19 protein-coding genes and 1 other RNA gene are annotated in these 21,710 nt (G+C 70.7%); 5 read left to right on the top strand and 15 right to left on the bottom strand.

The window, feature by feature from the left end; all coding sequences use genetic code 11:
- The first annotated feature begins 179 nt into the window (after positions 1-179).
- Positions 180-2,246 (top strand): M13 family metallopeptidase, encoded by a 2,067-nt coding sequence (locus tag G3573_RS07295; protein WP_163260422.1) that lies wholly within the window; start codon positions 180-182, stop codon positions 2,244-2,246.
- Between the two features lie 41 nt (positions 2,247-2,287).
- The gene (locus G3573_RS07290; RefSeq protein ID WP_163260421.1) at positions 2,288-3,067 is read left to right on the top strand and encodes an AAC(3) family N-acetyltransferase; all 780 of its coding nucleotides are present in this window, start codon (positions 2,288-2,290) and stop codon (positions 3,065-3,067) included.
- Positions 3,068-3,074: 7 nt separating this feature from the next.
- On the opposite strand, the gene G3573_RS07285 is transcribed toward G3573_RS07290, so the two are convergent.
- Entirely contained in the window at positions 3,075-3,992 is a 918-nt protein-coding gene (locus G3573_RS07285) for a TraB/GumN family protein (RefSeq protein ID WP_163260420.1), read from the bottom strand.
- A gap of 238 nt (positions 3,993-4,230) precedes the next feature.
- Here G3573_RS07285 and G3573_RS07280 point away from each other — a divergent pair, with 238 nt between their 5' ends.
- Positions 4,231-5,520, top strand: coding sequence for a hypothetical protein (locus G3573_RS07280; RefSeq protein WP_163260419.1), 1,290 nt, complete (start codon positions 4,231-4,233; stop codon positions 5,518-5,520).
- A 283-nt stretch (positions 5,521-5,803) separates the two neighbouring features.
- Positions 5,804-6,895 (top strand): hypothetical protein, encoded by a 1,092-nt coding sequence (locus G3573_RS07275; RefSeq protein ID WP_163260418.1) that lies wholly within the window; start codon positions 5,804-5,806, stop codon positions 6,893-6,895.
- A gap of 203 nt (positions 6,896-7,098) precedes the next feature.
- On the opposite strand, the gene murG is transcribed toward G3573_RS07275, so the two are convergent.
- The 11 genes from murG to rnpB all read right to left on the bottom strand — a co-directional run bounded on the left by murG (position 7,099) and on the right by rnpB (position 18,956).
- Positions 7,099-8,193: an undecaprenyldiphospho-muramoylpentapeptide beta-N-acetylglucosaminyltransferase gene (murG, locus tag G3573_RS07270; RefSeq protein WP_346427354.1), complete on the bottom strand. Its 1,095-nt coding sequence runs from the start codon at positions 8,191-8,193 to the stop codon at positions 7,099-7,101.
- Positions 8,190-9,362, bottom strand: a complete 1,173-nt coding sequence (gene ftsW / locus G3573_RS07265) for a putative lipid II flippase FtsW (protein WP_163260417.1) — start codon at positions 9,360-9,362, stop codon at positions 8,190-8,192. Before ftsW ends, murG begins: the two co-directional genes overlap by 4 nt.
- Positions 9,359-10,774 carry a UDP-N-acetylmuramoyl-L-alanine--D-glutamate ligase gene (murD, locus tag G3573_RS07260; protein ID WP_163260416.1) on the bottom strand — a complete coding sequence of 472 codons (1,416 nt, stop codon included), beginning with the start codon at positions 10,772-10,774 and terminating at the stop codon, positions 9,359-9,361. The genes ftsW and murD overlap by 4 nt, the downstream gene beginning before the upstream one ends.
- Positions 10,775-10,779: 5 nt before the next feature.
- Positions 10,780-11,892: a phospho-N-acetylmuramoyl-pentapeptide-transferase gene (gene mraY, locus G3573_RS07255; protein WP_163260415.1), complete on the bottom strand. Its 1,113-nt coding sequence runs from the start codon at positions 11,890-11,892 to the stop codon at positions 10,780-10,782.
- Positions 11,892-13,298: a UDP-N-acetylmuramoyl-tripeptide--D-alanyl-D-alanine ligase gene (gene murF, locus G3573_RS07250; RefSeq protein WP_163260414.1), complete on the bottom strand. Its 1,407-nt coding sequence runs from the start codon at positions 13,296-13,298 to the stop codon at positions 11,892-11,894. The genes mraY and murF overlap by 1 nt, the downstream gene beginning before the upstream one ends.
- Positions 13,295-14,746: a UDP-N-acetylmuramoyl-L-alanyl-D-glutamate--2,6-diaminopimelate ligase gene (locus G3573_RS07245; protein ID WP_163260413.1), complete on the bottom strand. Its 1,452-nt coding sequence runs from the start codon at positions 14,744-14,746 to the stop codon at positions 13,295-13,297. The genes murF and G3573_RS07245 overlap by 4 nt, the downstream gene beginning before the upstream one ends.
- Positions 14,743-16,503 (bottom strand): penicillin-binding protein 2, encoded by a 1,761-nt coding sequence (locus G3573_RS07240; RefSeq protein WP_163260412.1) that lies wholly within the window; start codon positions 16,501-16,503, stop codon positions 14,743-14,745. Before G3573_RS07240 ends, G3573_RS07245 begins: the two co-directional genes overlap by 4 nt.
- Positions 16,500-16,913 carry a cell division protein gene (locus tag G3573_RS07235; RefSeq protein ID WP_163260411.1) on the bottom strand — a complete coding sequence of 138 codons (414 nt, stop codon included), beginning with the start codon at positions 16,911-16,913 and terminating at the stop codon, positions 16,500-16,502. The genes G3573_RS07240 and G3573_RS07235 overlap by 4 nt, the downstream gene beginning before the upstream one ends.
- Positions 16,910-17,854 (bottom strand): 16S rRNA (cytosine(1402)-N(4))-methyltransferase RsmH, encoded by a 945-nt coding sequence (rsmH, locus tag G3573_RS07230; RefSeq protein ID WP_163260410.1) that lies wholly within the window; start codon positions 17,852-17,854, stop codon positions 16,910-16,912. Before rsmH ends, G3573_RS07235 begins: the two co-directional genes overlap by 4 nt.
- Positions 17,851-18,315: a division/cell wall cluster transcriptional repressor MraZ gene (locus G3573_RS07225; RefSeq protein WP_163260409.1), complete on the bottom strand. Its 465-nt coding sequence runs from the start codon at positions 18,313-18,315 to the stop codon at positions 17,851-17,853. The genes rsmH and G3573_RS07225 overlap by 4 nt, the downstream gene beginning before the upstream one ends.
- A gap of 242 nt (positions 18,316-18,557) precedes the next feature.
- An RNA gene (gene rnpB / locus G3573_RS07220) (RNase P RNA component class A) lies at positions 18,558-18,956 on the bottom strand.
- A 109-nt stretch (positions 18,957-19,065) separates the two neighbouring features.
- Between rnpB and G3573_RS07215 the strand changes: the two genes are divergently transcribed.
- A complete protein-coding gene (locus G3573_RS07215; RefSeq protein ID WP_163260408.1) occupies positions 19,066-19,461 on the top strand; it encodes a DUF559 domain-containing protein in 396 nt (131 codons plus the stop codon).
- Here the strand turns inward: G3573_RS07215 and G3573_RS07210 are convergent.
- The 3 genes from G3573_RS07210 to G3573_RS07200 all read right to left on the bottom strand — a co-directional run bounded on the left by G3573_RS07210 (position 19,458) and on the right by G3573_RS07200 (position 21,381).
- Positions 19,458-20,147, bottom strand: a complete 690-nt coding sequence (locus tag G3573_RS07210; protein WP_163260432.1) for an N-acetylmuramoyl-L-alanine amidase — start codon at positions 20,145-20,147, stop codon at positions 19,458-19,460. The genes G3573_RS07215 and G3573_RS07210 overlap by 4 nt on opposite strands.
- An 88-nt stretch (positions 20,148-20,235) precedes the next feature.
- Complete coding sequence (locus G3573_RS07205; RefSeq protein ID WP_240454568.1) at positions 20,236-20,574, bottom strand: hypothetical protein; 339 nt, start codon at positions 20,572-20,574, stop codon at positions 20,236-20,238.
- 114 nt (positions 20,575-20,688) lie between these two features.
- Entirely contained in the window at positions 20,689-21,381 is a 693-nt protein-coding gene (locus tag G3573_RS07200) for a molecular chaperone DjiA (RefSeq protein ID WP_163260430.1), read from the bottom strand.
- Positions 21,382-21,710: the final 329 nt, after the last annotated feature.

The following is a 21,710-nucleotide window of genomic DNA, read 5'->3' as shown; positions in this document are numbered from 1 at the left end:
CGGAGGACTCGCTTCGTCGCGGCTAGGGAACGTGTCGAGGAATTCACGTTACAGCGGAACACCGTTCGATCAATCTTTGCCGCCCGAAGGTGATCGTCCGGCCGCGCGATGCGGCGTCTGATCGTCATCACGGGGCTGCGTAGACGCCCGCAGTCGCGCGTCTTTCGGGGGAGGTCGCCGTGTCTCGCAAATTTCAGGTCGTGGTCGCCGCGGGACTGGCGACGTCGCTTCTGATCTTGGGCGGGTCGCAGGCGATGAGCAAACCGCCCGCCGAGCCGGTCCTGAGCCCGCTCGACACCTCGACCTTCGACCGAAGCGCCGACCCGTGCACCGACTTCTACCAGTACGTCTGCGGCGGCTGGATGGCGAAGACCGGCGAGCCGACCGACCGCAATTACGTGGCCCTGGCCGAAGAGGCGGCCAGCGCCCAGAACCGGGCCGCGATGACGGCGCTGCTGACCGACCGGAGCCTGGCGAAGGACCCCGAGGTCGACCGGCTGCAGGTGTTCTACGCGTCCTGCATGGCCGGCGGCGACCAGGCCGACAGGCTCGCCCAAGCCTCCCTCCAGGGGTGGCTGGGCCGGATCGACGGCGTCGAGACCCGCGCGGACTTCGCGACCGTGCTGCAGAGCCTGCACGCGCGCGGCGTGCGCGCCTTCTTCCGCTATTCCGGCGAGCCGGATCCGGCCGACAAATCGCGCTTCCGCGGCGAGATCCACCAGGGGGCGTTCGGGCTGCCGCGCGGGACCTATCGCGACGACGGCGCCGAAGCGGCGGCGGTGATCGCGAGCTACAGGGGCCACGTCGCCGCCATGCTGGCGAGCTCCGGCGTCGAGCGCGGCGAGGCGAACCGTCAGGCCGAGCGGATCGTGGCGATGGAGAAGGCGATGGCGCGCGTCTCGCTGTCCTTCGCCGAACGTTTCGATCCGTCGATCAGCAACAACCCGATCGATCCGGCCGCCCTGGCGCGGAACTATCCGAACTTCGCCTGGGCGGACTACCTGAAGGCCGTCGGACAGCCGGCCGGCCGGCCGATGAACGTCACCTCGCCGAAGTACCTCAAGGCCGTGAACGACGGCCTGGCGCAGTGGTCGATGCGCGATCTGAAGGCCTACCTGCGCTGGCGCCTGCTCGACACCGTGACGCCGGCCCTGCCGGGCGCCATGCGCGAGGAGCAGGCCCGCTTCGCGGCCGCCTACCTCGACGAGCCGCGCGCGTCGCGGGCCGACGAATGCGAGGTCGAGACCATCAAGGGCATGGGCGTTGAGCTGTCGCGGCAGTACTCGACCCGCTTCATCGGCGTGCAGGCGCGCGGCGGCGCCAAGACCATCGTCCATCAGGTCCGCGGCCAGATCGCCGACTCCGTCGACGGCATGACCTGGCTGTCCCCCTCCGCGCGCGCGGCGACCCGCAAGAAGATCGACGCGCTGTCGATCAAGGTCGGCTTCCCGGACGCGTGGCCCGCGACCGGCGCCGATCCGATGTCGGCGACGAACTTCTTCGACAACGTGATGGCCACCCGCGGCTTCCAGGAGAAGCGCGCCTGGGCTCGGGTGAACGAGCCGCGCACCCGCGAGTCCTGGGAGATCATGGTCTATCCGGACGTCGCGCCGGGCCTGGCCGTCGCGCGCCTGACCGTTCCCAACGGTTATCCCGACGTCTTCACCAATTCGATCATCCTGACGGCGGCCGGCCTGACGCCGCCGCGGTACGACGAAGACGCCTCGCCGGAACTGCGTATGGGCGGCTACGGCGCCCTGGTCGGGCACGAGGTCACCCACGTCCTGGAAAACCACGACTACGACGCCGAGGGCGAGGGCCACGACATCTGGACCGCCGCCGACGCCAGCGCGCACGACCAGCGCGCCCAGTGCCTGATCAAGCAGGCGAACGAGGTCGATCTCGGCGGAGGCGCCCGCCTGAACGGCGAGCGGACCTTCTCGGAGAACGTGGCCGACCTGGGCGGCGTGAACTTCGCCTACGACGCGCTGGTCCGCGCCCTGGGGCCGCGGATGGGGCAGCGCGACAAGGCGGGCTTCACCCGCGCCCAGCGCTTCTTCATCGCCTACGCCCAGAGCCGCTGCACGGTGCAGCGCGAGGCCTATGCGCGCCTGGACAACCACGCGCCGGCGAGCTTCCGGGTGAACGGGCCGCTGGCCAACATGCCCGCCTTCGCCAAGGCGTTCGCCTGCCGCAAGGGCTCGGCCATGGTCCGGCCGGCCGAGCGGAGATGCGTGGTGTGGTAAGGCTCTAGTCCGGGCCGCCGCCGGCCCCGACGAAAGCAGGCATGCCCGGCCGCACCTTCCGCCCGTCCGAGATCGCCGACCAGCTCGCCGCCCTGGGCGTGCGCAAGGGCGGCGTGCTGCTGGTCCACACCGCCTTTCGGCAGGTGCGCCCGGTCGAGGGCGGCCCCGCCGGCCTGATCGAGGGGCTGCGCCTGGCGCTGGGGCCGGAGGGGACGCTGGTGCTGCCGTCCTTCACCGACCGCGACGACGACCCGTTCGATCCCGACACGACGCCCGCGGGCAGCGATCTCGGCGCCACGCCGGAGCTCTTCCGCACGCTGCCCGGCGTGGTCCGCAGCCGCCACTACGCCGCCTGCGCCGCGCTCGGGCCGCTGGCCGAGGCGATCACCCGCGGGCCGCCGCCGATCCCGCCGCACGGCCCCGACAGCCCGATCGGGCGGGTCCACGACCTGGACGGCCAGGTGCTGCTGCTGGGCGTGGGGCACGACGCCAACACCACCCTGCACCTGGCCGAGGCCGTCGCGCGCGTCCCCTACGGCGTGCCGCGGCGCTTCACCGTCCTGCGGGACGGGCAGCCGAAGCCGGTCGACTACCGCGAGCCCGACCACTGCTGCGAAGGCTTCGCCCGGATGGACGAGTGGCTGGAGGTCGAGGGCCTGCAGGCGGAGGGCCCGGTCGGCCACGCCCACGCCCGGCTGATGCGGGCGCAGGACGTGGTCCGGATCGCCGTCGAGCGGCTGCGGGCCGAGCCGCTGGCCTTCCTGCACGGCCCGGCGGCGGGTTGCGAAGAGTGCGACGTCGCGCGGGCGAGCGTGGGTTAGCGGGCGCTCACTGCCGGCGCACGTCCACGCCCTCGGCGCTCAGCATGGCCGGCACGCTGTCCGGCCCCACCAGGTGCATCACGCCGACGGCGACGAACACCGTGCCGGGCTGGTCCAGCATGGCGTGGATCTGGCCCGTCCAGTTCTCGTTCCGCTTCACCAGCAGGGTCTGGTACAGCACCTCGCTCTCCTGCCGCAGCGGGGCTACAGCCAGCGCCTCGACCGAGGGCAGGTCGCCCGCAGCCCAGGCCTGGATCAGGGCGTCGGTACGCGCCGTGGGGGCCTCGAACTCGTTCAGGGTCCGGCGCAGGAAGCTCAGCTGGCCCGCCTCCGGAAAGCCCGAGAAGATGCGGATCTGCTCGGCCGGCGTCTCCAGCCCGGCGACCGGCAGCCCCAGGGCCGCGGCGCGGGCGCGCAGCACGCGCTCAGCCCCGGAGTTCGGGTCGAACCCGGCCTTGATCACCGGCGCGCCGGCCAGGGTGATGGCGGCCAGCCACGGACGCAGGCCGTCCAGCTGCGCCGCCGAAACGCCGATGGTGCGGGCGGCCGCGTCGAGCGTCGCCGTCTCCTTGGCGTCGAGCAGGCTGGACAGCGGCCGGTCGGGCGAGAGGCCGTATTGGCGCACCAGCGGCGCCACCTCGGCGGTGTCGTCCGGGTCAGCGACCTCCATCACCAGCCTGGACGCGCCGTCGAGGGCCGCGTCCACCTTGGCGCTGCGCCACTGGGTCGAGGCGCGCAGCAGGTGCATGGTCCCGAACAGGTAGATGGTGGTGTCCGCGTCGCGGACGACCCACAGGGCCGGCTCGGGCGTCGTGGCGGGCGCCTGCGCGCCGGCGCTCCCGCCGAAGGCCGCGAGGCACAGGGCGAGGCCGGCGGCGAGCAGCGGACGGGTTCGGGACGCGGACTCGGTCAGGCGGCGGAACATGGCGGGTCGTCCTCTCTGGATCAGGCGCACGAGGGCGCCCGGCCGGGGCGAAGGCGCCGGCCGACGGGTGGTGGAGCTTTGCGAAGTCAACGCATCGACATTTAGCTAAATGTCGAAATATAGTCAAGCCAGCACCGCGCGAGCGATGGCGCCCGCCCTCGGCCGACGTCCCCGCGCCGGGCTGGCGAAGGCGCGCACCGCCGAGCTAAATGCGCAGGGAACAAAGGTTTCGACACGCATGCGACGGATCTGGCTCTGGGCGGCGATCGCGACCACGCTGTGCTCCGGCCAGGCGGTCGCCCAGGCTTCGCCGCCGAACGGCGCGGCCGAGGCGATCGCGCAGTTCGACGCGCTTTGCCGGGCCGACGGCGGACGGCTCTGGGGCGAAACGCTCTGCGGTCCGCTGATGCTGGTCGACCCGAAGACGCGGGAGATCGTCGCCAGCCAGGCCGGAACCGGAGGCGCCCTTCGCCCGGCCGGCGGGCTGTTCGTGGGCACGCTGCCGCCGGAGATCGGCGCGGCCAACACCGCCGTCGCGTTCGACGGGATCACCTGGACCATGGTCTTGGCGCCGCTGCCGCAGGACGAGCACGCCCGCGCGGCCCTGCTGATGCACGAGGCCTGGCACCGCATCCAGAAGACGCTGGGCTTCGCCGCCGCGTCTCCCGCGCCGGCGCATCTGGCCACGCCGGAAGGGCGCACCTGGTTGCGGATGGAGTGGCGCGCGCTGGCCGCCGCCCTCGCCGCCCCGGACGAGGCCTCGCGCAAACAGGCCGTCGCCGACGCCCTCGCCTTCCGCCAGCAGCGACGCGGCCTGGCGAGCGACGCGGCCGATCTCGAAAACCAGCTCGAGCTCAACGAAGGGCTGGCGGAATACACCGGCGCGGTCCTCAGCGGACGGCGCGACCCCGCGGCCACGGCGGTCGAGCAGCTGAGCGCCGCCGAGCACGCGGAGTCGTTCGTCCGCAGCTTCGCCTACACGTCGGGCCCGGCCTACGGCCTGCTGCTGGACCGGACTGACCCCAGCTGGCGTGTCCGGCTGCGCGGCGCGACGGAGCCTCGCGACCTCGGACGCCTGCTCGCCCAGGCCGCCGGCGTGCAGCCCAGCCCGATCGAAGAGGCGCGCCGGCGCTACGCCTACGAAGAGGTGGCTGCCGACGAGGCCCGCCGGCACGAACTGCACCAGCAACAGGCGTCCGCCTGGCACGCGGCGCTGGTGACCGGCCCGACGCTTCGCCTGCCGCTGAAGGAGATGAACATCTCCTTCAATCCGCAGAACCTCTTCCCGCTGCCGCCGGAGGGCACGGTCTATCCGACCCTGCGCGTGGCGGACCGCTGGGGCGTGCTACAGGCGGAGAAAGGCGCGCTGATCGACGACGGCTGGGGCAGCCTCACGGTCGCCGCCCCGACCGCCCAGACGCCGGACCGAATTTCAGGACCAGGCTGGACCCTGGAGCTCGCGCCGGGCTGGCGCATCGACCAAGCCGAGCCGGGTCGGTCCGTGCTGGCGCAGGTTCCGCCGAAGTAGGCGGGCGCCCGGCCGAGTGCAGCCCGCCGCCGCTCGGCCAGCTAGGCCGGCCGCACCAGATTTGCTGCCCGTGGTCGCGTCTGCCCCTCTCCTCCCCTTGCAAGCGAAGCGCCGCAGGGAAGGCGGACCACACGAAGCGTGGTCGAGGGCGAACCGCAAATGTCTGCTTTGGGGGAAAGCGAACGTACAGCTAGACGAGTTTGCCTTCACCTGTGATCGGATCGGCTACCGTCACGGTAGAGTGCCACCTGTTCGCACCGCAATCGGATCGGAAAGCTCTCACATGACGCTCGTTGCAGCGCTCAGACGGGACAATGCCCCAATCGTAGTGGCTGATCTCGTCGTTTCACATCAAGGGGTTCCGAAGCCCGACGTGGGGGTTCCGACCGGAGCAACGGCTGAGTCCGTTCCTGTTTCGAGCGACGGCACCGTGCTCGCGGGCTTGGCACAGAAGTTGATGCTCGTCGGCGACCATCTGGCAGTCGCTTTTGCGGGTAGCGGAGGCGTTGCGACAGAGATCGCGTTGGCTTTGAAGGAGCGCTTCGGAAACGCCAACGTTTCATTGAGTGCATTGAACGAGTTTTTCAGCACCCTGGATGCTGCCTATCTCGCGCGCGTGTCAGTCGTCGGCGCTCACTACGATGCTGAAAATAATGTTATCGGCACCTTTGGTTTGGGAGCATTGCGGGCCGATACCTCATCCGTTCAGACTATTCACATTGCAGGTTCGGGTGAGCATGATCTTAAATCACTCCTGGGGCGAATGGAGCAGATGGTTGCGGCGGGTGAAGTCTCGCGCGGTGGCATGGCGATATCCACGGGACTTTGCATTTGCGGGGCACTGCTGGGGGAGGAGGTGTCAAACGGTGAAGGTCTAAAAAAATTCTACGGCGGGGCCTATGAGATCGCGTTCTTCGATGGCCGCAGGTTTCAGAAGCTGAGCAATATTTTAAACGTGTTCGTCCCTGTCGAAATCGCAATCCCTGGCGAATTCGCGCTAGCGGATCGGATATTGGCAGTAAAGCAAGACTACTCGGAGGGAGAACTGTACCTCCGCGCCCTTGAGTTGGGGCAAGCACAGGGCGCGATAAAGGTCCTAAGGGAAGATTGGCACGCTGTCCGTGCGCTCGACGATTCCGGGCCGGCACGCGGGCACCTGCAGCAGTCGCTCCAAGCAGACTGGCAGGTCGTGAATTTCATCACGACGGTGAAGGGTAAGCCGATCGGCGTCTTTGTTGGTCTGCAGCATGGTTCAACTGGCCCAATCGAGTTCGATGAGACGGACCCAACCACGCTGCATATGAGGCTGAACCTGCAGTGGTTCGGAGAGCGGTTGATGTCACTTCGTCGGGCTTTAGTGGGCCGCCCCGGCTAAAGGGGGTACCGGCGCTCGCCGACGGCCGCGACGCGTCCCCGGTGAATTGTAGGGCCTGCTGAATATCTGCTTTGGGTGGAAAGCGGACATTGAACAGTCCCACTCCGGCTGCCCTCAGCGGAGATACGTCCTGCGCCGACTCACCCCCTCCACCACGCTACGCGTGGTCCCCCTCCCCCGCTTCGCAGGGGAGGAGATGAGCCTCACCCGACCACGCGCTCCACGAGGTCGGCCAGCTTCTGGGCGGCGTCGGGCACGGCCACCGAGCGAGCGGCGGCGGCGCGGCGGACCAGGCCTTCGGGGTCGGACAGCAGGCGCTGCAGCAGGTTGGCCAGGCTGTCGACGGTCAGCTCGTCCTCGGACAGCACGGCGGCGGCGCCGGCGTCGGAGAGCAGTTTGGCGTTGTAGGTCTGGTGGTCGTCGGCGGCGATCTTCAGCGGCACCAGCACCGAGGGCAGGCCGGCCACCGCCAGCTCGCAGCAGGTCGAGGCGCCGGAGCGGCCGATCACCAGGTGGGCCTGCTCCAGGCGCTGGGCCATTTCCCGGAAGAAGGGGGCGACGTGAGCTTCGACAGCGGCGTCGGCATAGATGGCGCGCGCCGTGTCCAGCGACTCCGGGCGGGTCTGCTGGTCGACCTTCAGGCGGTTGCGGATCGGCTCGGCCAGCTGGGCGATGGCGGCCGGCACGGTTTCGGACAGCAGGCGCGCGCCCTGGCTGCCGCCGGTGACCAGCAGGCGGATGCGGTCGGTCGGGGCCGCGTAGGGCCGGTCGTACAGCGCGCGGATGTCCGGGCGGACCGGGTTGCCGACGACCTCGACCTTGGCCTTCACCGCCGGCGAGGCCTTCTCCAGAATCGGGAAGGCGCAGGCCACCGCCGAGACCTTGGCGGCCAGCGCGCGGTTGGAGCGGCCCAGCACCGCATTCTGCTCGTGAATGATGGTCGGGCGCTTCTGCTGGCGCGCCGCCACCAGGGCCGGCACCGACGGATAGCCGCCGAAGCCCACGACCACGGCCGGATCGATGCGCTTGAAGGCGGTGCGGGCCTGCATGACGCCCTGGGCGATCTTCAGCCCGGCGCGGACCATGCCTACGGGATCGCCCGGCTTGTAGGTCGCCGCGTTCAGCGCGATGCGCTTCTCGGCCGGGAAGGCGTGGGCGTACTGGTCGCCGCGGCTGTCGGTGGCCAGCACGACGCGCCAGCCGCGTTCGATCAGCTCGCGGGCCAGGGCTTCGGCCGGGAACATGTGGCCGCCGGTGCCGCCGGCGGCGACGACCGCGATCTTGGAGGTTCGGGTCACGAGAATGCGCCTGCGCTGGAGAGGCCCTCGGCGTGGGAGTAGGCGCCCGGCCGCCGGCGGGTCAGCGCCAGCGCCAGACCGAGCGTCAGTCCCATGGCCAGCATGGAGGAGCCGCCGTAGGAGATGAAGGGCAGGGTCATGCCCTTGGTGGGGATCAGGTTCAGGTTCACGGCCACGTTGATGATGGCCTGCTGGGCGAACAGCACGAACAGGCCGGCCGCGGCCACCTGCTCGAACGGGTCGGACAGGCGCATCGCCTTGTACAGGCCGCGCACCACGATAAAGCCGAACAGGCCGATCAGGAACAACGAGAAGATCAGGCCGAACTCCTCGGCGCCGACCGAGTAGATGAAGTCGGTGTGCAGGTCGGGCACGTGGCGCTTCATGACGCCCTCGCCCGGGCCGCGGCCGAACAGGCCACCCGCCGCGATGGCTTCCGAGGCGCGGTCGATCTGGTGGGTGTCGGCCTTGTCCGGCGACAGGAACTTCTGAACGCGCGCGGCCACGTGGTCGAACAGGAAGTAGGTCGAGACCAGGCCGCCGACGGCGATGGTCCCTAAGCCCAGGATCCACTTCACCGGCACGCCGGCCATGAAGAAGGCGGCCATGAAGGCCACGGTGATCAGCACGGTCTGGCCGATGTCCGGCTGGATCAGCAACAGGGCCACGGCGGTCAGGTACAAGCCGAAGGCGATCGACACGCCGGGCACGCCCTCGCCTCTCTGGCCTTCGGCGAACATCCAGGCGGCCAGCGTGATCAGGGCGGGCTTGAGGAATTCCGACGGCTGCAGGCTGAACGGCCCGAGCTGGATCCAGCGCGTGGCGCCCTTGGCGGCGTGGCCGACGAAGGGCAGCGACAGCATGCTGATGATGGCGAGCGCGTAGATCACCACGGCCACCCGGCGCACGCCCTTGGGCGACATCATCGACGTCCCGACCAGGATCCCCGTCGCGATGGTGGCGAAGATCGCCTGGCGCAGGGCGAAGTGGAACGGATGCGACATGCCGATGCGGTGCGCGGCGGCGGGGCTCGACGCGAAGGACAGGGCCACGCCGACGAAGATCAGGATGCCGATGGCGCCCAGCAGGTAGCGGTCGACCGTCCAGAACCAGACGGCCAGCGCCGAGCGGTCGGTGCGCTGGAAGGTGTGGCTGTAGTGGCCGCTCACGCGCGGGTTCCTTCAGCGGGGGCGGCGCCCAGGCCGAGCACGGCCGAGCGGAAGGCTTCGCCGCGCTGCTCGAAGTCGGCGAACTGGTCGAAGGAGGCGCAGGCCGGCGACAGCAGCACCACGGCCTCTTCGCCCGCGGAAGCCGCGTCGGCGTAGGCCTGCATCACGGCGCTTTCGATGTCGCCGCTGATGGTCCAGGGCGCGTGGTCGTTGAGCGTGCCGGCGAAGTCCGGAGCGGACTCGCCCACCAGGTAGGCGCGCTCGACGCGGCCGAAGAGGTCGGCCAGATCGTCGATGCCGCCCTCCTTGGCCCGGCCGCCGGCGATCCACCAGAACTTGGGATAGCTGGACATGGCCTGACGCGCGGCGTCGGCGTTGGTGGCCTTGGAATCGTTGATGAAGCGGACCCGCCCGAGGCGTCCCACCTCCTCCATCCGGTGCGCCAGGCCCGGGAAGCTCATCAGGCCTTCGACCGCTTCTTCGACCGAGAGGTCCAGCGCGCGCACGGCGGCGTAGGCGGCGGCCGCGTTCTGCCAGTTGTGACGGCCCGGCAGCGAACGCGCGCGGGTCAGGTCGGCGACCTCGACGGCCGAGTGGCCGGTGGCGTCGTAGAGCACGCCGCCCAGCGCATAGACGCCGCGGCCGACCGTCGTCCCGGCGGAGATGGGGCGCACGGTGCGGCCGCCCGCGGCCATCAGCTCGGTGCAGATCTGGCGGCACCAGGGATCGTCGACGCCGATGACAGCGCTGTCTCCCGCGGCCTGGCTCTGGAAGATCCGGCGCTTGGCGTCGACATAGCCGTCCATGCCGCCGTGGCGGTCCAGATGGTCGGGCGACAGGTTGAGCAGGACCGACACGTCCGGCTTGAAGGTCGAGGTCAGGTCCAGCTGGTAGGACGAGGTCTCCAGCACGTAGACCGCGCCGGCGTGCATGTCCTCCAGGCCCAGCACGCCCACGCCGATGTTGCCGCCGATGCGCGCGTCGCGCCCGGCCTGCTTCAGCACCCAGCCGATCAGGGCGGTGGTCGTGGACTTGCCGTTGGTGCCGGTGATGGCGACGGTCTTGGGCCGCTTGTGGGCCGGGGCCAGCGCCACGGTGCGGGCGTACAGCTCCATGTCGCCGACGATCTCGACGCCGGCGGCCTTCGCCTTCTCGACCGTCCAGTGGGGCGTGGGATGGGTCAGGGGCACGCCGGGCGACAGGAGGAAGGCGGCGAAGGACGACCAGTCGGCCGTCTTCAGGTCCTCGACCGCAAAGCCTTCGGCGGCCGCCTGCTCGCGCGCGGGGGCCTTCTCGTCCCAGAGCACCGGCTCGGCGCCGCCCGCCTTGAGGGCGCGCGCCGCCGTCAGCCCGGTGCGACCGAGCCCGAACACGGCGACACGCCGGCCCTCGAAACCACGGACGGGGATCACTGGCTCTACCGGATCTTGAGCGTGGCCAGGCCGATCAGCGCCATCATGGCCGAGACGATCCAGAAGCGGATCACCACGGTCGACTCCGGCCAGCCCAGCTTCTCGAAGTGGTGGTGGATCGGGGCCATCAGGAAGACGCGCTTCTTGGTCAGCTTGAAGTAGCCGACCTGGATCATGACCGAGAGCGCCTCGGCCACGAACAGGCCGCCGACCAGCACCAGCACCAGCTCGTGCTTGGTGGCCACGGCCATGGCGCCGAGCGCGCCGCCCAGGGCCAGCGAACCGGTGTCGCCCATGAAGATCTTGGCCGGCGGAGCGTTGTACCAGAGGAAGCCCATGCCCGCGCCGATCAGCGAGGCGCAGATCACCGCCAGCTCGCCCGAGCCCGGGACGAAGTGGACCTGCAGGTAGTTGGCGAAGACGAAGTTGCCGACTAGGTAGCTGATGATGCCGAAGGCGGCGGCGGCCATCATCACCGGCACGATGGCCAGGCCGTCCAGGCCGTCGGTCAGGTTCACCGCGTTGGAGAAGCCGGCGATCACGATCGCCCCGAAGGCGATGTAGAACCAGCCCAGGTTGACCAGGAAGGTCTTCACGAACGGGAAGGCCACCGAGGTCTCGAGGCCCGGCGACGAGGGCGAGGCCGGGGCCAGCAGGATCAGGCTGGCCACCGCCACGAAGGCGATCAGGAACTGGAAGAACAGCTTCTGCAGGCTGGTCAGGCCGGCCGAGGTCTGTTTCGTGACCTTGGCGTAGTCGTCCATGAAGCCGAGCACGCCGTAGCTGGAGGTGACCAGCAGCACGACCCAGACCTGGATGTTGGTCAGGTCCGCCCACAGCAGGGTGGAGACCAGCACGCCGGCCAGGATCATCAGGCCGCCCATGGTGGGCGTGCCCTTCTTGGTCAGCAGGTGGCTTTCCGGCCCGTCGGTGCGGATCGGCTGGCCCTTGCCCTGGCGGGCGCGCATGTAATTGATGAAGCGCGAGCCCATGGCCACGGCCACGATCCAGGCCGTGACCAGCGCCAGCCCGACGCGGACCGTCAGGTACTTCAGCAGGTTGATCAGCGGCCAGGCGTCGGCCAGCCCGGAGTACTGCTCGTACAGCAGATAAAACATCAGGCCATCTCCCGCCCGGCGACTTCGACGTTCGCCAGCGCCCTGGCCACCAGGCCGGCGCGCGAACCGTTGGATCCTTTCACGACCACCACGTCGCCGGCCTTAACGGCCTCGACGACCTTGGGGGCGAGCTCTGCGGCCGTCTCGGCCCAGGCGCCGCGCCGGCTTTCCGGCAGGGCGTTCCACAGGTGCTTCATGTTCGGGCCGGCGCAGAACACCAGGTCCACGTTCGCTTCGGCCAGCGGCCCGGCGAGCGACGCGTGGTGGTCGGCGGCCTCGGTCCCGAGCTCCAGCATGTCGGTGGCGACGACGATGCGACGGCCCTCGCCCACCTCGCGCACGCCCAGGCTGCGGAAGGCCGCGCGCATGGACAGCGGGTTGGCGTTGTAGCTCTCGTCCACCAGGGTGAAGACGCCGCCCTCGACGCGCACGCGCTTCTCCTGCCCGCGGCCGGCCAGCGGCTCGAACTCGGACAGGGCGGCGATCCCCGTCTCCACGGAGACGTCCAGCGCGTCCAGCATCAGCAGGACGGCCATGCTGTTCAGGCCCCAGTGGTGACCCGACTGGCGCAGGGTGAAGTCGTGCTCGTGGCCCCATACGCGGGCGCGCACCCGCGCGCCGCCGTCGAAGGCCTTGAAGTCCAGCAGGCAGGCGTCGGCGGTCTCGTCGACGCCGAAGGTCATGACCCGCGCGCCGACGTGCAGGGCCGACTGCTTGAGCATGTCGAACCAGGCGTTGTCGGCGTTGACGATGGCCACGCCGCCGGGGCCGAGGCCTTCGAAGATCTCCGCCTTGGCGCGGGCCACGCCCGCCTCGCCGTCCGGGAAGGTCTCGGTGTGCACCGGGCCGACCGTGGTCACGCAGGCGGCGTGCGGCTGCACCATCTTCGACAGCGGCCGGATCTCGTCGGCGTGGTTCATGCCGATCTCGAACACGGCGCGTTCCACGTCACGCGGCATGCGGGCGAGCGTCAGGGGCACGCCGATGTGGTTGTTGAACGACTTGATCGAGCTGTGGGCCGGGCCGGCCAGGGCCAGGCCCGCGCGGATCGCCTGGGTCACGCTGGTCTTGCCGACCGAGCCGGTGACGGCGCCGCGGCGCACCTGCGGGGCGCGGTCGCGGGCGTAGGCGCCCAGCGCTTCCAGCGCCTTCAGGGTGTCGGGGACCAGGATGGTCGAGCCGCCCTCGACCGGGCGGGAGACGATGGCCGCGGCGGCGCCCTTCTCGAACGCCATGGCTGCGAAGTCATGGCCGTCGCGCTCGCCGGCCAGGGCGACGAAGATGTCGCCGGGCTCGACTTCGCGGCTGTCGAAGGTGACGCCCTGGGCTTCGAAACCCTGCCCGTCCAGCTGGCCGCCGGTGGCCTCAAGCACTTCGTCGGCCGTCCACAGCGGCTGGGCGGTCATGCAGGCTCCCCCTTCAAGGCGCGCGCGATCTCGGTCGCGTCGTCGAAGGGATAGACGGTTTCGCCGACAATTTGACCCTGCTCGTGGCCTTTTCCGGCGACAACGAGGACGTCTCCTTGTCGCAGGGCGCCCACCGCCTCGCGGATCGCGGTGCGGCGATCGCCCACTTCGACCGCCTTGGGCGCGCCCTTCTTCACCTCGGCGCGGATGGCGCCGGGGTCTTCGGAGCGGGGGTTGTCGTCGGTCAGGATGGCCACGTCGGCCAGGCGCTGGGCGATCTCGCCCATGATCGGGCGCTTGCCGCGGTCGCGGTCGCCGCCGCAGCCGAACACCACGATCAGCTGGCCCGAGGTGTGCGGGCGCAGCGCCTTCAGCACGGTCTCCAGGCCGTCGGGGGTGTGGGCGTAGTCGACATAGGCCTCGCCGCCGCTGCGGCTCGACCCGACATGCTCCAGCCGGCCGCGCGCGCCCTGCAGGCGTTCCAGCGCGCCCAGCACGTCCTCGACCTTCTCGCCCGAGGCCACGCAAAGGCCCGCGGCGACCAGGGCGTTCGAGGCCTGGAAGCCGCCGGCCAGCGGCAGCAGGATGTCGTAGAGCCGCCCGTCGGCGTCGATCTGCAGGCGCTGGCCCTCCGGCGTCGGCCGGCGCGAGACCAGCGACAGGTTCCGGCCGCGCTCGCCGACCGAGTAGATCGACTGGCCGGCGACGATGCCGGCGGCGGCGAAGGCGTTGTAGGCGTCGCTGTCGGCGTTCAGCACGGCGGTGCGCCCGCGCGGCAGCAGGGCCTCGAACAGGCGCAGCTTGGCGGCCCGGTAGGCCTCCATGGTGCCGTGATAGTCCAGGTGGTCCTGGGTCAGGTTGGTGAAGCCGGCCGCGGTCAAGGCGAGGCCGTCCAGCCGGCGCTGCTCCACCCCGTGCGAGGAGGCCTCCAGCGCCAGGTGGGTGACGCCCATCTGGGCCAGCTCGGCGGTCAGGCGCGCGGCGTCGGCGGCGTCGGGGCTGGTCAGGCCGGGGCCGGTCAGGGCGGTGTCTTCGCCGGCGACCACGCCCAGAGTGCCCATGCTGGCGGCGTGACGGCCCAGCCGGGTCCAGATCTGGCGGCAGAAGGTGGCGACCGAGGTCTTGCCGTTGGTGCCGGTGACCGCCACGCAGGTGCGCGGCTGGTCGCCGTAGAAGGCCCGCGCGGCCAGCGCATAGGCGCGGCGCACGTCGCCCGAGCGCACCAGCACCGGCGCGGCTCCTTCGGGCGTGTCTTCAGGCGCCAGCACGGCGGCGGCGCCCTGGCCCAGGGCCTGGGGGATGAAGAGGCGGCCGTCGGCGCGCGTACCCGGCAGGGCGACGAACAGCGTGCCCTCGCCCACCTTGCGGCTGTCGGCCGTGACGCCGGTGATCAGCGGATCGACCGCCAGGTCCCGGCGCAGGATGTCGGACAGCCGCCGCGCGCTCACTGACCGGCCCCGCTTTCGATCTCGCTGATCGGCAGCTTGTCGCCGGTGGCGGTGGTCCACGGGTCCGCGCGGCGGTCGACGCCCAGCAGCGGCGCGATGCGGTCGATCACCCGGCCGGCGACCGGGGCGGCCGTCCAGCCGCCGGTGCGCAGGCCGTAGGTCTCGGCGTTGCCCTTCGGCTCGTCCAGCAGGATCAGCACGAAGTAGCGGTCGTCCTCGAGCGCGCCGTCCGTCGGGAAGAAGGCGGCGAAGGACGACACCAGGCGCGAGCGCTCGTAGCGGCCGCCGATGACTTTTTCCGCCGAGCCGGTCTTGCCGCCGACCCGCAGGCCCGGCGCGTTGGCGTGGGTGCCGGTGCCGCGCACCACGTTCAGGCGCATCAGGTCCAGCATGGCGCGCGAGGTGGCGCCCGAAACGACCTGGCGGCCCTGCGGCTGCTCGTCCGGCTTCAGCTTCTTCAGGGTCAGCGGCACGTACTCGCCGCCGTTGCCGATCGCGCCCATGGCCGCGGTCAGGGCCAGCGGGCTGACCGAGATGGCGTGGCCGAACGAGGTCGAGGCGACGGTGTTCTGGTCCCACTTGCGCGGCACGATCGGGCGGGCGGACTCGATCAGCTCGACCGGGGCCGGGGCCAGCAGGCCGAGGCTGTCGAAGTAGCGGACCATGGTGTCGCCGCCCATGGTCAGGGCCAGCTTCGAGGTGCCGATGTTGGAGGAGTGCATGAACACCTCCTCCAGCGTCATCACCCGGTTCTCGGCGTGGGAGTCGTGGATCGAGCGGCTGCCGATCTTCATCGGCGCGCCGGCGTCGAAGGTCGAGGTCAGCGAGGCCGCGCCGGTGTCCAGGCCCATGGCCACGGTGAACACCTTGAAGGTCGAGCCCATCTCGTAGACCGACGCGGCGGCGCGGTTCAGGCGCTCGTTGTCGGAGGCGCCGCCCGGCACGTTCGGGTCGTAGTCGGGCCACGACGCCATGCCCAGGATCTCGCCGGTGTGCACGTTGGTGACGATGCCGACCGCGCCGTTGGCGTTCTGGGCGATCGCGGCGGCGCGCAGCTCGTTCTCCAGCGCGCCCTGGACGCGCAGGTCGATCGACAGCGGCACCGAGCCGCCCTGGCGGCCGGCGTCGCGGATGGCCTGGTCGAACGAGCGCTCCACCCCGGCCAGGCCGCGCCCGCCGGTGTCGCTGAAGCCGATCAGGTGCGAGGCCGAGCGGCCCAGCGGGTGGACGCGGCGGTCCTCTTCCTCGAACGACACGCCCGGCAGGCCCAGGTCGTGCACCCGGGCGCGGTCGCGCGGCGTCAGGCCGCCCATGACGAACACGCGGCGCTCGCCGGTCAGGGCCTTCTGCAGGCGCGCGTAGGAGACCTCCGGCAGCGCCTTGACGATCTTCTGGCGAGTGTCGGCCTCGTCCCAGACCTCGTTCGGGTCGACGTAGAGCTGGTAGTGGACCAGGTCGGTGGCCAGCAGGCGGCCGTTGCGGTCGACCACGTCGGCGCGGGTCGAGGCGTTGGCCGCCCAGGCGCCGGCGCCGGCGCGGGCGCCGGAGAACAGCGCCGCCTTGGTGGCGCCGATCGACAGGCCGAAGAAGGCGCAGGCGAACAGCGCCAGCACGAAGAAGATGCGCACGCGCGTGTCTTCTTCCGGCCGGGCCTCGGCCTTGGCGCGCTCGAAGGCGTGCTCCACCGACCAGACCGTGTCGGTCAGCCACTGCAGGCTGGGGATCTGGGCGTGGTTGCGGGCGTCGAGCGGCCTCATCGTTCGGCGGCTCCTGCGAGGGCGTCGACTTCGGCGCCGCCGGCCTCGGCGGCCGGCGCGGCCACGGCGCGGATCGGCGCGTTGCCGTTGCGCGCGATCTCGACCAGCCCGTCGGGCTGGGCCTCGCGCTTGGCGGCGACCGGCTTCAGGCCGAGATAGCTCTGCGACAGCACCTCGATACGGGCTGGCTGCTCCAGGTGGGCGGTCTCGGCGCGCAGCAGTTTCAGCTTGCGCTGCTCGTGGTCGATGTCGCGCTCGATGCGCGAGATCTGGGTGCGCTCCTCGTTGGCCGAGGCCTTGGTCATGTAGACGAAGAACACGGTCATGACGAAGCAGCCCAGCGCGGCCACCTCGACGATGCGGAAGCCGCGGACCCGACGGTCGAACAGACGTTCGATGCGGTTGCTCATGCGGCCCTCCTCGCCGGGACGGCGGTGCGCCGCGCGGCGCGCAGCTTGGCGGAGCGGGCGCGCGGGTTGGCGGCCAGCTCGTCAGGCCCGGACTCGCGCGCGCCCTTGAACAGCAGCTCGAAGGTCGGCTCCGGCCCCTTGGCGCTGGGCGGCAGGTGGCGCGAGCCGGCCGGCAGGCGGCCCGAGCGCTCGGTCAGGAAGGACTTCACGATGCGGTCTTCCAGCGAGTGGAAGGTGACCACCGCCAGACGCCCGCCCGGGGCCAGGATCTGCTCGGCCGCCTCCAGGCCGCGCTCCAGCTCGCCGAGCTCGTCGTTGACCGCGATGCGCAAGGCCTGGAACACGCGGGTGGCCGGATGCACCGGCGCGCCGCGGCGACCGCCGAGCGCGCGCTCGACAGTGTCGGCCAGGTCGAGCGTGCGCTCGAACGGCTGCTCCTGGCGGCGGCGGACCAGCACGTTGGCGATGTGCCGCGAGGACCGCTCCTCGCCGTAGACCCAGAAGATGCGCGCCAGCTCGGCCGCGTCCTCGGTGTTGACCAGGTCGGCGGCCGACGGGCCCTCGTCGCCCATGCGCATGTCCAGCGGACCGTCGCGCATGAAGGAGAAGCCGCGCTCGGCCTGGTCCAGCTGCATGGACGAAACGCCGATGTCCAGCGCCACGCCCTGCACGGGCGCGCGCCCTTCAAGTTCTTCCGCCATTTCCGAGAATCGCCGCCCGACAAAGGCGAACTTGCCGGGATAGGCGGCCTCGAGCGCCGCGACGTGGGGGCGCACCGTGGGGTCGCGGTCGAAGCCGATAACCTCGGCCCCGCGCGCCAGGAAGGCGCGCGAATAGCCGCCGGCCCCGAAGGTGCCGTCGACGATCACGTCGCCGGGCTTGGGGTCGAGCGCCTCGACCACCTCGTCGAGCAGGACGGACAGGTGCGGGGCGTCCATCACACGCCCCCGGTCTTGGCGGCGCGCTGGCGCTGGCGCAGGTCGGCCAGGCCGGCGCGCGCGGCGGCGCGCTGCTCCTCGCGCCAGGCACGGAAGCTGTCGCGGTTCCAGATCTGGAAGCGGTCCTTCAGGCCGACCACGACCACCCAGTCGGTCAGGCCGAAGGCTTCGCACAGGCTCTCGGGCAGGGTGATGCGCCCGGCGGAGTCGAAGGCGAGCTGGTTCATGCCGCCGTAAACCACCGTCTCCAGCGAAGTGCGCAGCGGGTCGCCGAACGGCAGCTCTTCGATCAGGTCGGCGTAGCGGTCGAACAGGGCCTTGCCGCCGCCTTCCAGGCAGTCGGCTTCGATCGAGGGAAAGCAGAACACGCCGTCGAACGAGCCTGCGGCGGCCGCGCGGAAGTCCTGCGGCACCACAAAGCGCCGCTTCGCATCCAGCTGTTTCTCGAAGGTCGAGAGAAACACGCCCGCTTGCCCACGGACCGAGACGGTCCGCCCTTCACCTGCCACACCCAAGGCCATGGGTTAACATGGGACGAATTGGGCGGCAATGACACTCGCTGACATTTTCCGTCCCGGAACCGCGCGAACACCCCTGTTTCAGAACGGGAATGCGCGAACGAAGGCGGAACAGCGGGGCTGTCCGCGCGCCTCGAAGCGTCGGCGAAGAGTTAACAAAACGGGAGACGACGCCCTGGAGGGCGAAGCGGATCAGACGGCCTATAAGCCGGGTTCTGTGCCCCCGGCCGAAGCCGGGGCGACGATCATTCCTCTGGACCGTCCGTCGCCGGACGGTTCTCGCGACCTACCCGGACCGCTCGGGCCGGCGAGCCCTGCCCGTCCGAGGACGGGCGCGCGGTCCCTATTCGGTCTTGCTCCTGGCGGGGCTTGCCATGCCGGTCCTGTCACCAGGCCCGCGGTGCGCTCTTACCGCACCCTTTCACCCTCACCCTCGGCCGAAACCCGAAGATCTCGGGAGGGCAGTTTGCTTTCTGTGGCGCTATCCCTGGGGTCGCCCCCGGCGGGCGTTACCCGCCGCCATTTCACCGTGGAGCCCGGACTTTCCTCGACCGCCCGAAGGCGACCGCGACCGCCCGGCCGTCTGATCCGGGGGCTAAGTGAGCTTTTCGGGGCCGAGCGTCAACGATGGTATGCTTTTTCGAACCCTCTCCCCCGCCCTTTCGCGGGGGAGAGGGCAGGGTGAGGGGGCCGCCCATGCCGACCACGCCGCTGACCGACCTCGCGCGCGATCTCCGCGAGCGGCAGACCCGCGCCGAGGCGTTGCTGTGGAACCTGCTGCGCAACCGCAGGCTCGGCGGTTGGAAGTGGAAGCGTCAGGTCCCGCGCGGGCGGTTCATCGTCGACTTCTACTGCGCCGACGCGAAGCTGGTGGTCGAACTGGATGGTGGAATTCACGAACTGCTGGAGCACTCGGCTGCGGACCAGTTGCGAACCGAGCAGCTCGAAGCTGACGGCCTGCGCGTGCTCCGGTTCGACAATAAAGATCTGTTCGACTGGCCTGATCGCGTCTGCGACGCGATCCTCGCCGCTTGCAGCGGCGAGGCCCCTCACCCTGCCCTCTCCCCGTTCCGGGGAGAGGGTTCTGACTAAGTCAGAACGCCCGTCACCGACTCCGCCGAGGCCAGTTGCAGCAGGCCCATCAGGCGGGCGCGGGTCTCGCCGTCGGCGACGCCGTCGACCCGCTCCGGACGCCAGTGGCGCTGGAAGGCGGTGACGACGGTCGCGGTCTCCTGGTCGTATTCGCCCGACGGCAGCGGTTCGTAGCCCAGTCGGTGCAGGCCGGCCTGCAGGGCGAAGACGCCCACGCCGTTGTCGCCGACCTTGAGCGCGGGGCCGGGCGCGGGGGACGGCTCGAACCACAGGCCGTGGCCGGCCCCGGCCAGCCGCTTCCAGGGGAACAACTCGCCCGGATCTTCCTTGCGCGACGGCGCGACGTCGGAATGGCCCAGGATGCGGCAGTCGGGCACGGTCCAGCGGATGCGCACCTCGTCCAGCAGGCGGATCACCGCCTCGATCTGGGCGTCCGGGAAGGCGCGATAGCCGAACTCATGGCCGGGATTGACGATCTCCACGCCGATGGAGGCGGCGTTGCAGTCGGTCTCGCCCTTCCAGAAGGACTTGCCGGCGTGCCAGGCGCGCCGCTCCTCGGGCACCAGCCGGAAGATGCGCCCGTCCTCCTCGACCACGTAGTGGGCCGAGACCTTGGCGGCGGGGTCGCGCAGGCGGTCGATCGCCTCCTGCCCCGAGCGCATGCCGGTGTAGTGCAGGACGACCATGTCCGGCGGCGCGCGCCGCTCGTCGAAGTTGGGCGAAGGCGCGTCGATCAGTTCGATGGTGGACACGGCGAAAATCTAAAACGGAGGATCAGCGGGCCGAACGGTCCCAGCCGTAGGCCACCCAGGAGTGGCCCACCTTGCGCGCTTCCAGAACCGTGCCGCCAGGGCCGGCGGCGCGGGCGCGGACATAGGTCATCCGACGGGCGCGGAAGGCCAGGCCGGCCAGGAAGACCAGCACGCTGGCGAACAGGGCGAAAACCGTAACCGCGACGGCCGTGAACACCGCCAGCACCGCGCCGATGGTCAGAGCCGCACCGGCCGCGAACAGGCCGCCGAGCCAGGCCAGACCCCGCCGCACCGGATCGCCGCGCTCGACCCGTCCGGGACCGAACGTGCTCCGCAGGCTGATACGCGTCGTGGTATCCATGGCTCACCTCGCACGAGCACCTCCCGGCGCTCAGCAATTATGTCGGTCTCGTAACGCCTCCCGTCAATCCGAACGCATGGAAAAGGCGAACGTTCGGGCTGAGCAGTCAGCCTCTTAGGCGAGTTGTCCGGCGAACTGCCGGCGCTCGGCCATGGCGACGTCGAAGGCGGCGTTGATGGCGGCCGCTTTGGCGGTGAAGACCTCGACGAATTCGTGGGGCAAGCCGCGCGCCCGCACCTTGTCGGGGTGGGTTTCGGCCAGCAGCCGCCGGCGGGCCGCCTGCAGCTCGGCGTCGGAAACGTCGGGGGCCACGCCCAGCACCACGTAGGGATCGTCGGCGTCGAGGCCGAAGTGGGTGGCCCGGATGCGCCGGAAGACCATGGGCGAAACCCCGAACAGCTCGCTCACCCGCTCCAGGTAGACGAACTCCTCGGGCGAGCCGACCCCGTCGGCGGCGGCGATGTGGAACAGGCCGTCGACCACGTCCTCCAGCAGCTGCGGGCAGTTGCGGTAGCGCTTGGCGAGCCGGCGCGCGTAGCTCTCGTAGCCCTGGGTGGTCTGGCGGGCGAGGTTGTAGAGCCGGCGCACGTCGCGCTCGGCCCCGGCTTCGGGCTGGAACACCTCGGCGAAGACGGCGAACTCGGCGGCGTCGGCGCGGCCGTCGGCCTTGGCCAGCTTGGCCCCCAGCGCGGTCACGGCGGTGGTGAAAGCCGGGTCCTGGCCCGGCAGGCCGGGCGGACAGTCGGCGCACTCCGCCGCGTCGACGCGACGAACGGCCAGGCGCGCGATCGTGCTCCAGAACCCCATGACCTCAGCCCACCCCACGAATGCGGCCTTCCGATGGCCTCCGCCCCCGCGGAACCCAGGCCCAGCTCGACCGTTCCAGTTGGCGTCTCCCGACGCTTCGGGCAAGATGCCATGGCGCGCGCCCGCACGGCTATGCGCGCTTTGAGAAGGATCCACGCCGCATGGTCGTCACCCTGCTCGCGTTCGCCCTCTTCCTCGCCGATCCCGCGGCCTCGGACGCCCCGGTCGCCACCCGCGCGCCCGACGCCGCCGCCGCGACGCCCGCCGCCCCGGTCTACACCCGGCGGTCCTTCGACGCCGCCGCGACGTCGGACGCCCCCGTCTCCACC

Origin of the sequence: Caulobacter sp. 17J65-9 (assembly GCF_010975005.1) — a bacterium.
GTDB lineage: Bacteria > Pseudomonadota > Alphaproteobacteria > Caulobacterales > Caulobacteraceae > 17J80-11.
This window is presented reverse-complemented; position numbering and strand designations above follow the sequence as displayed.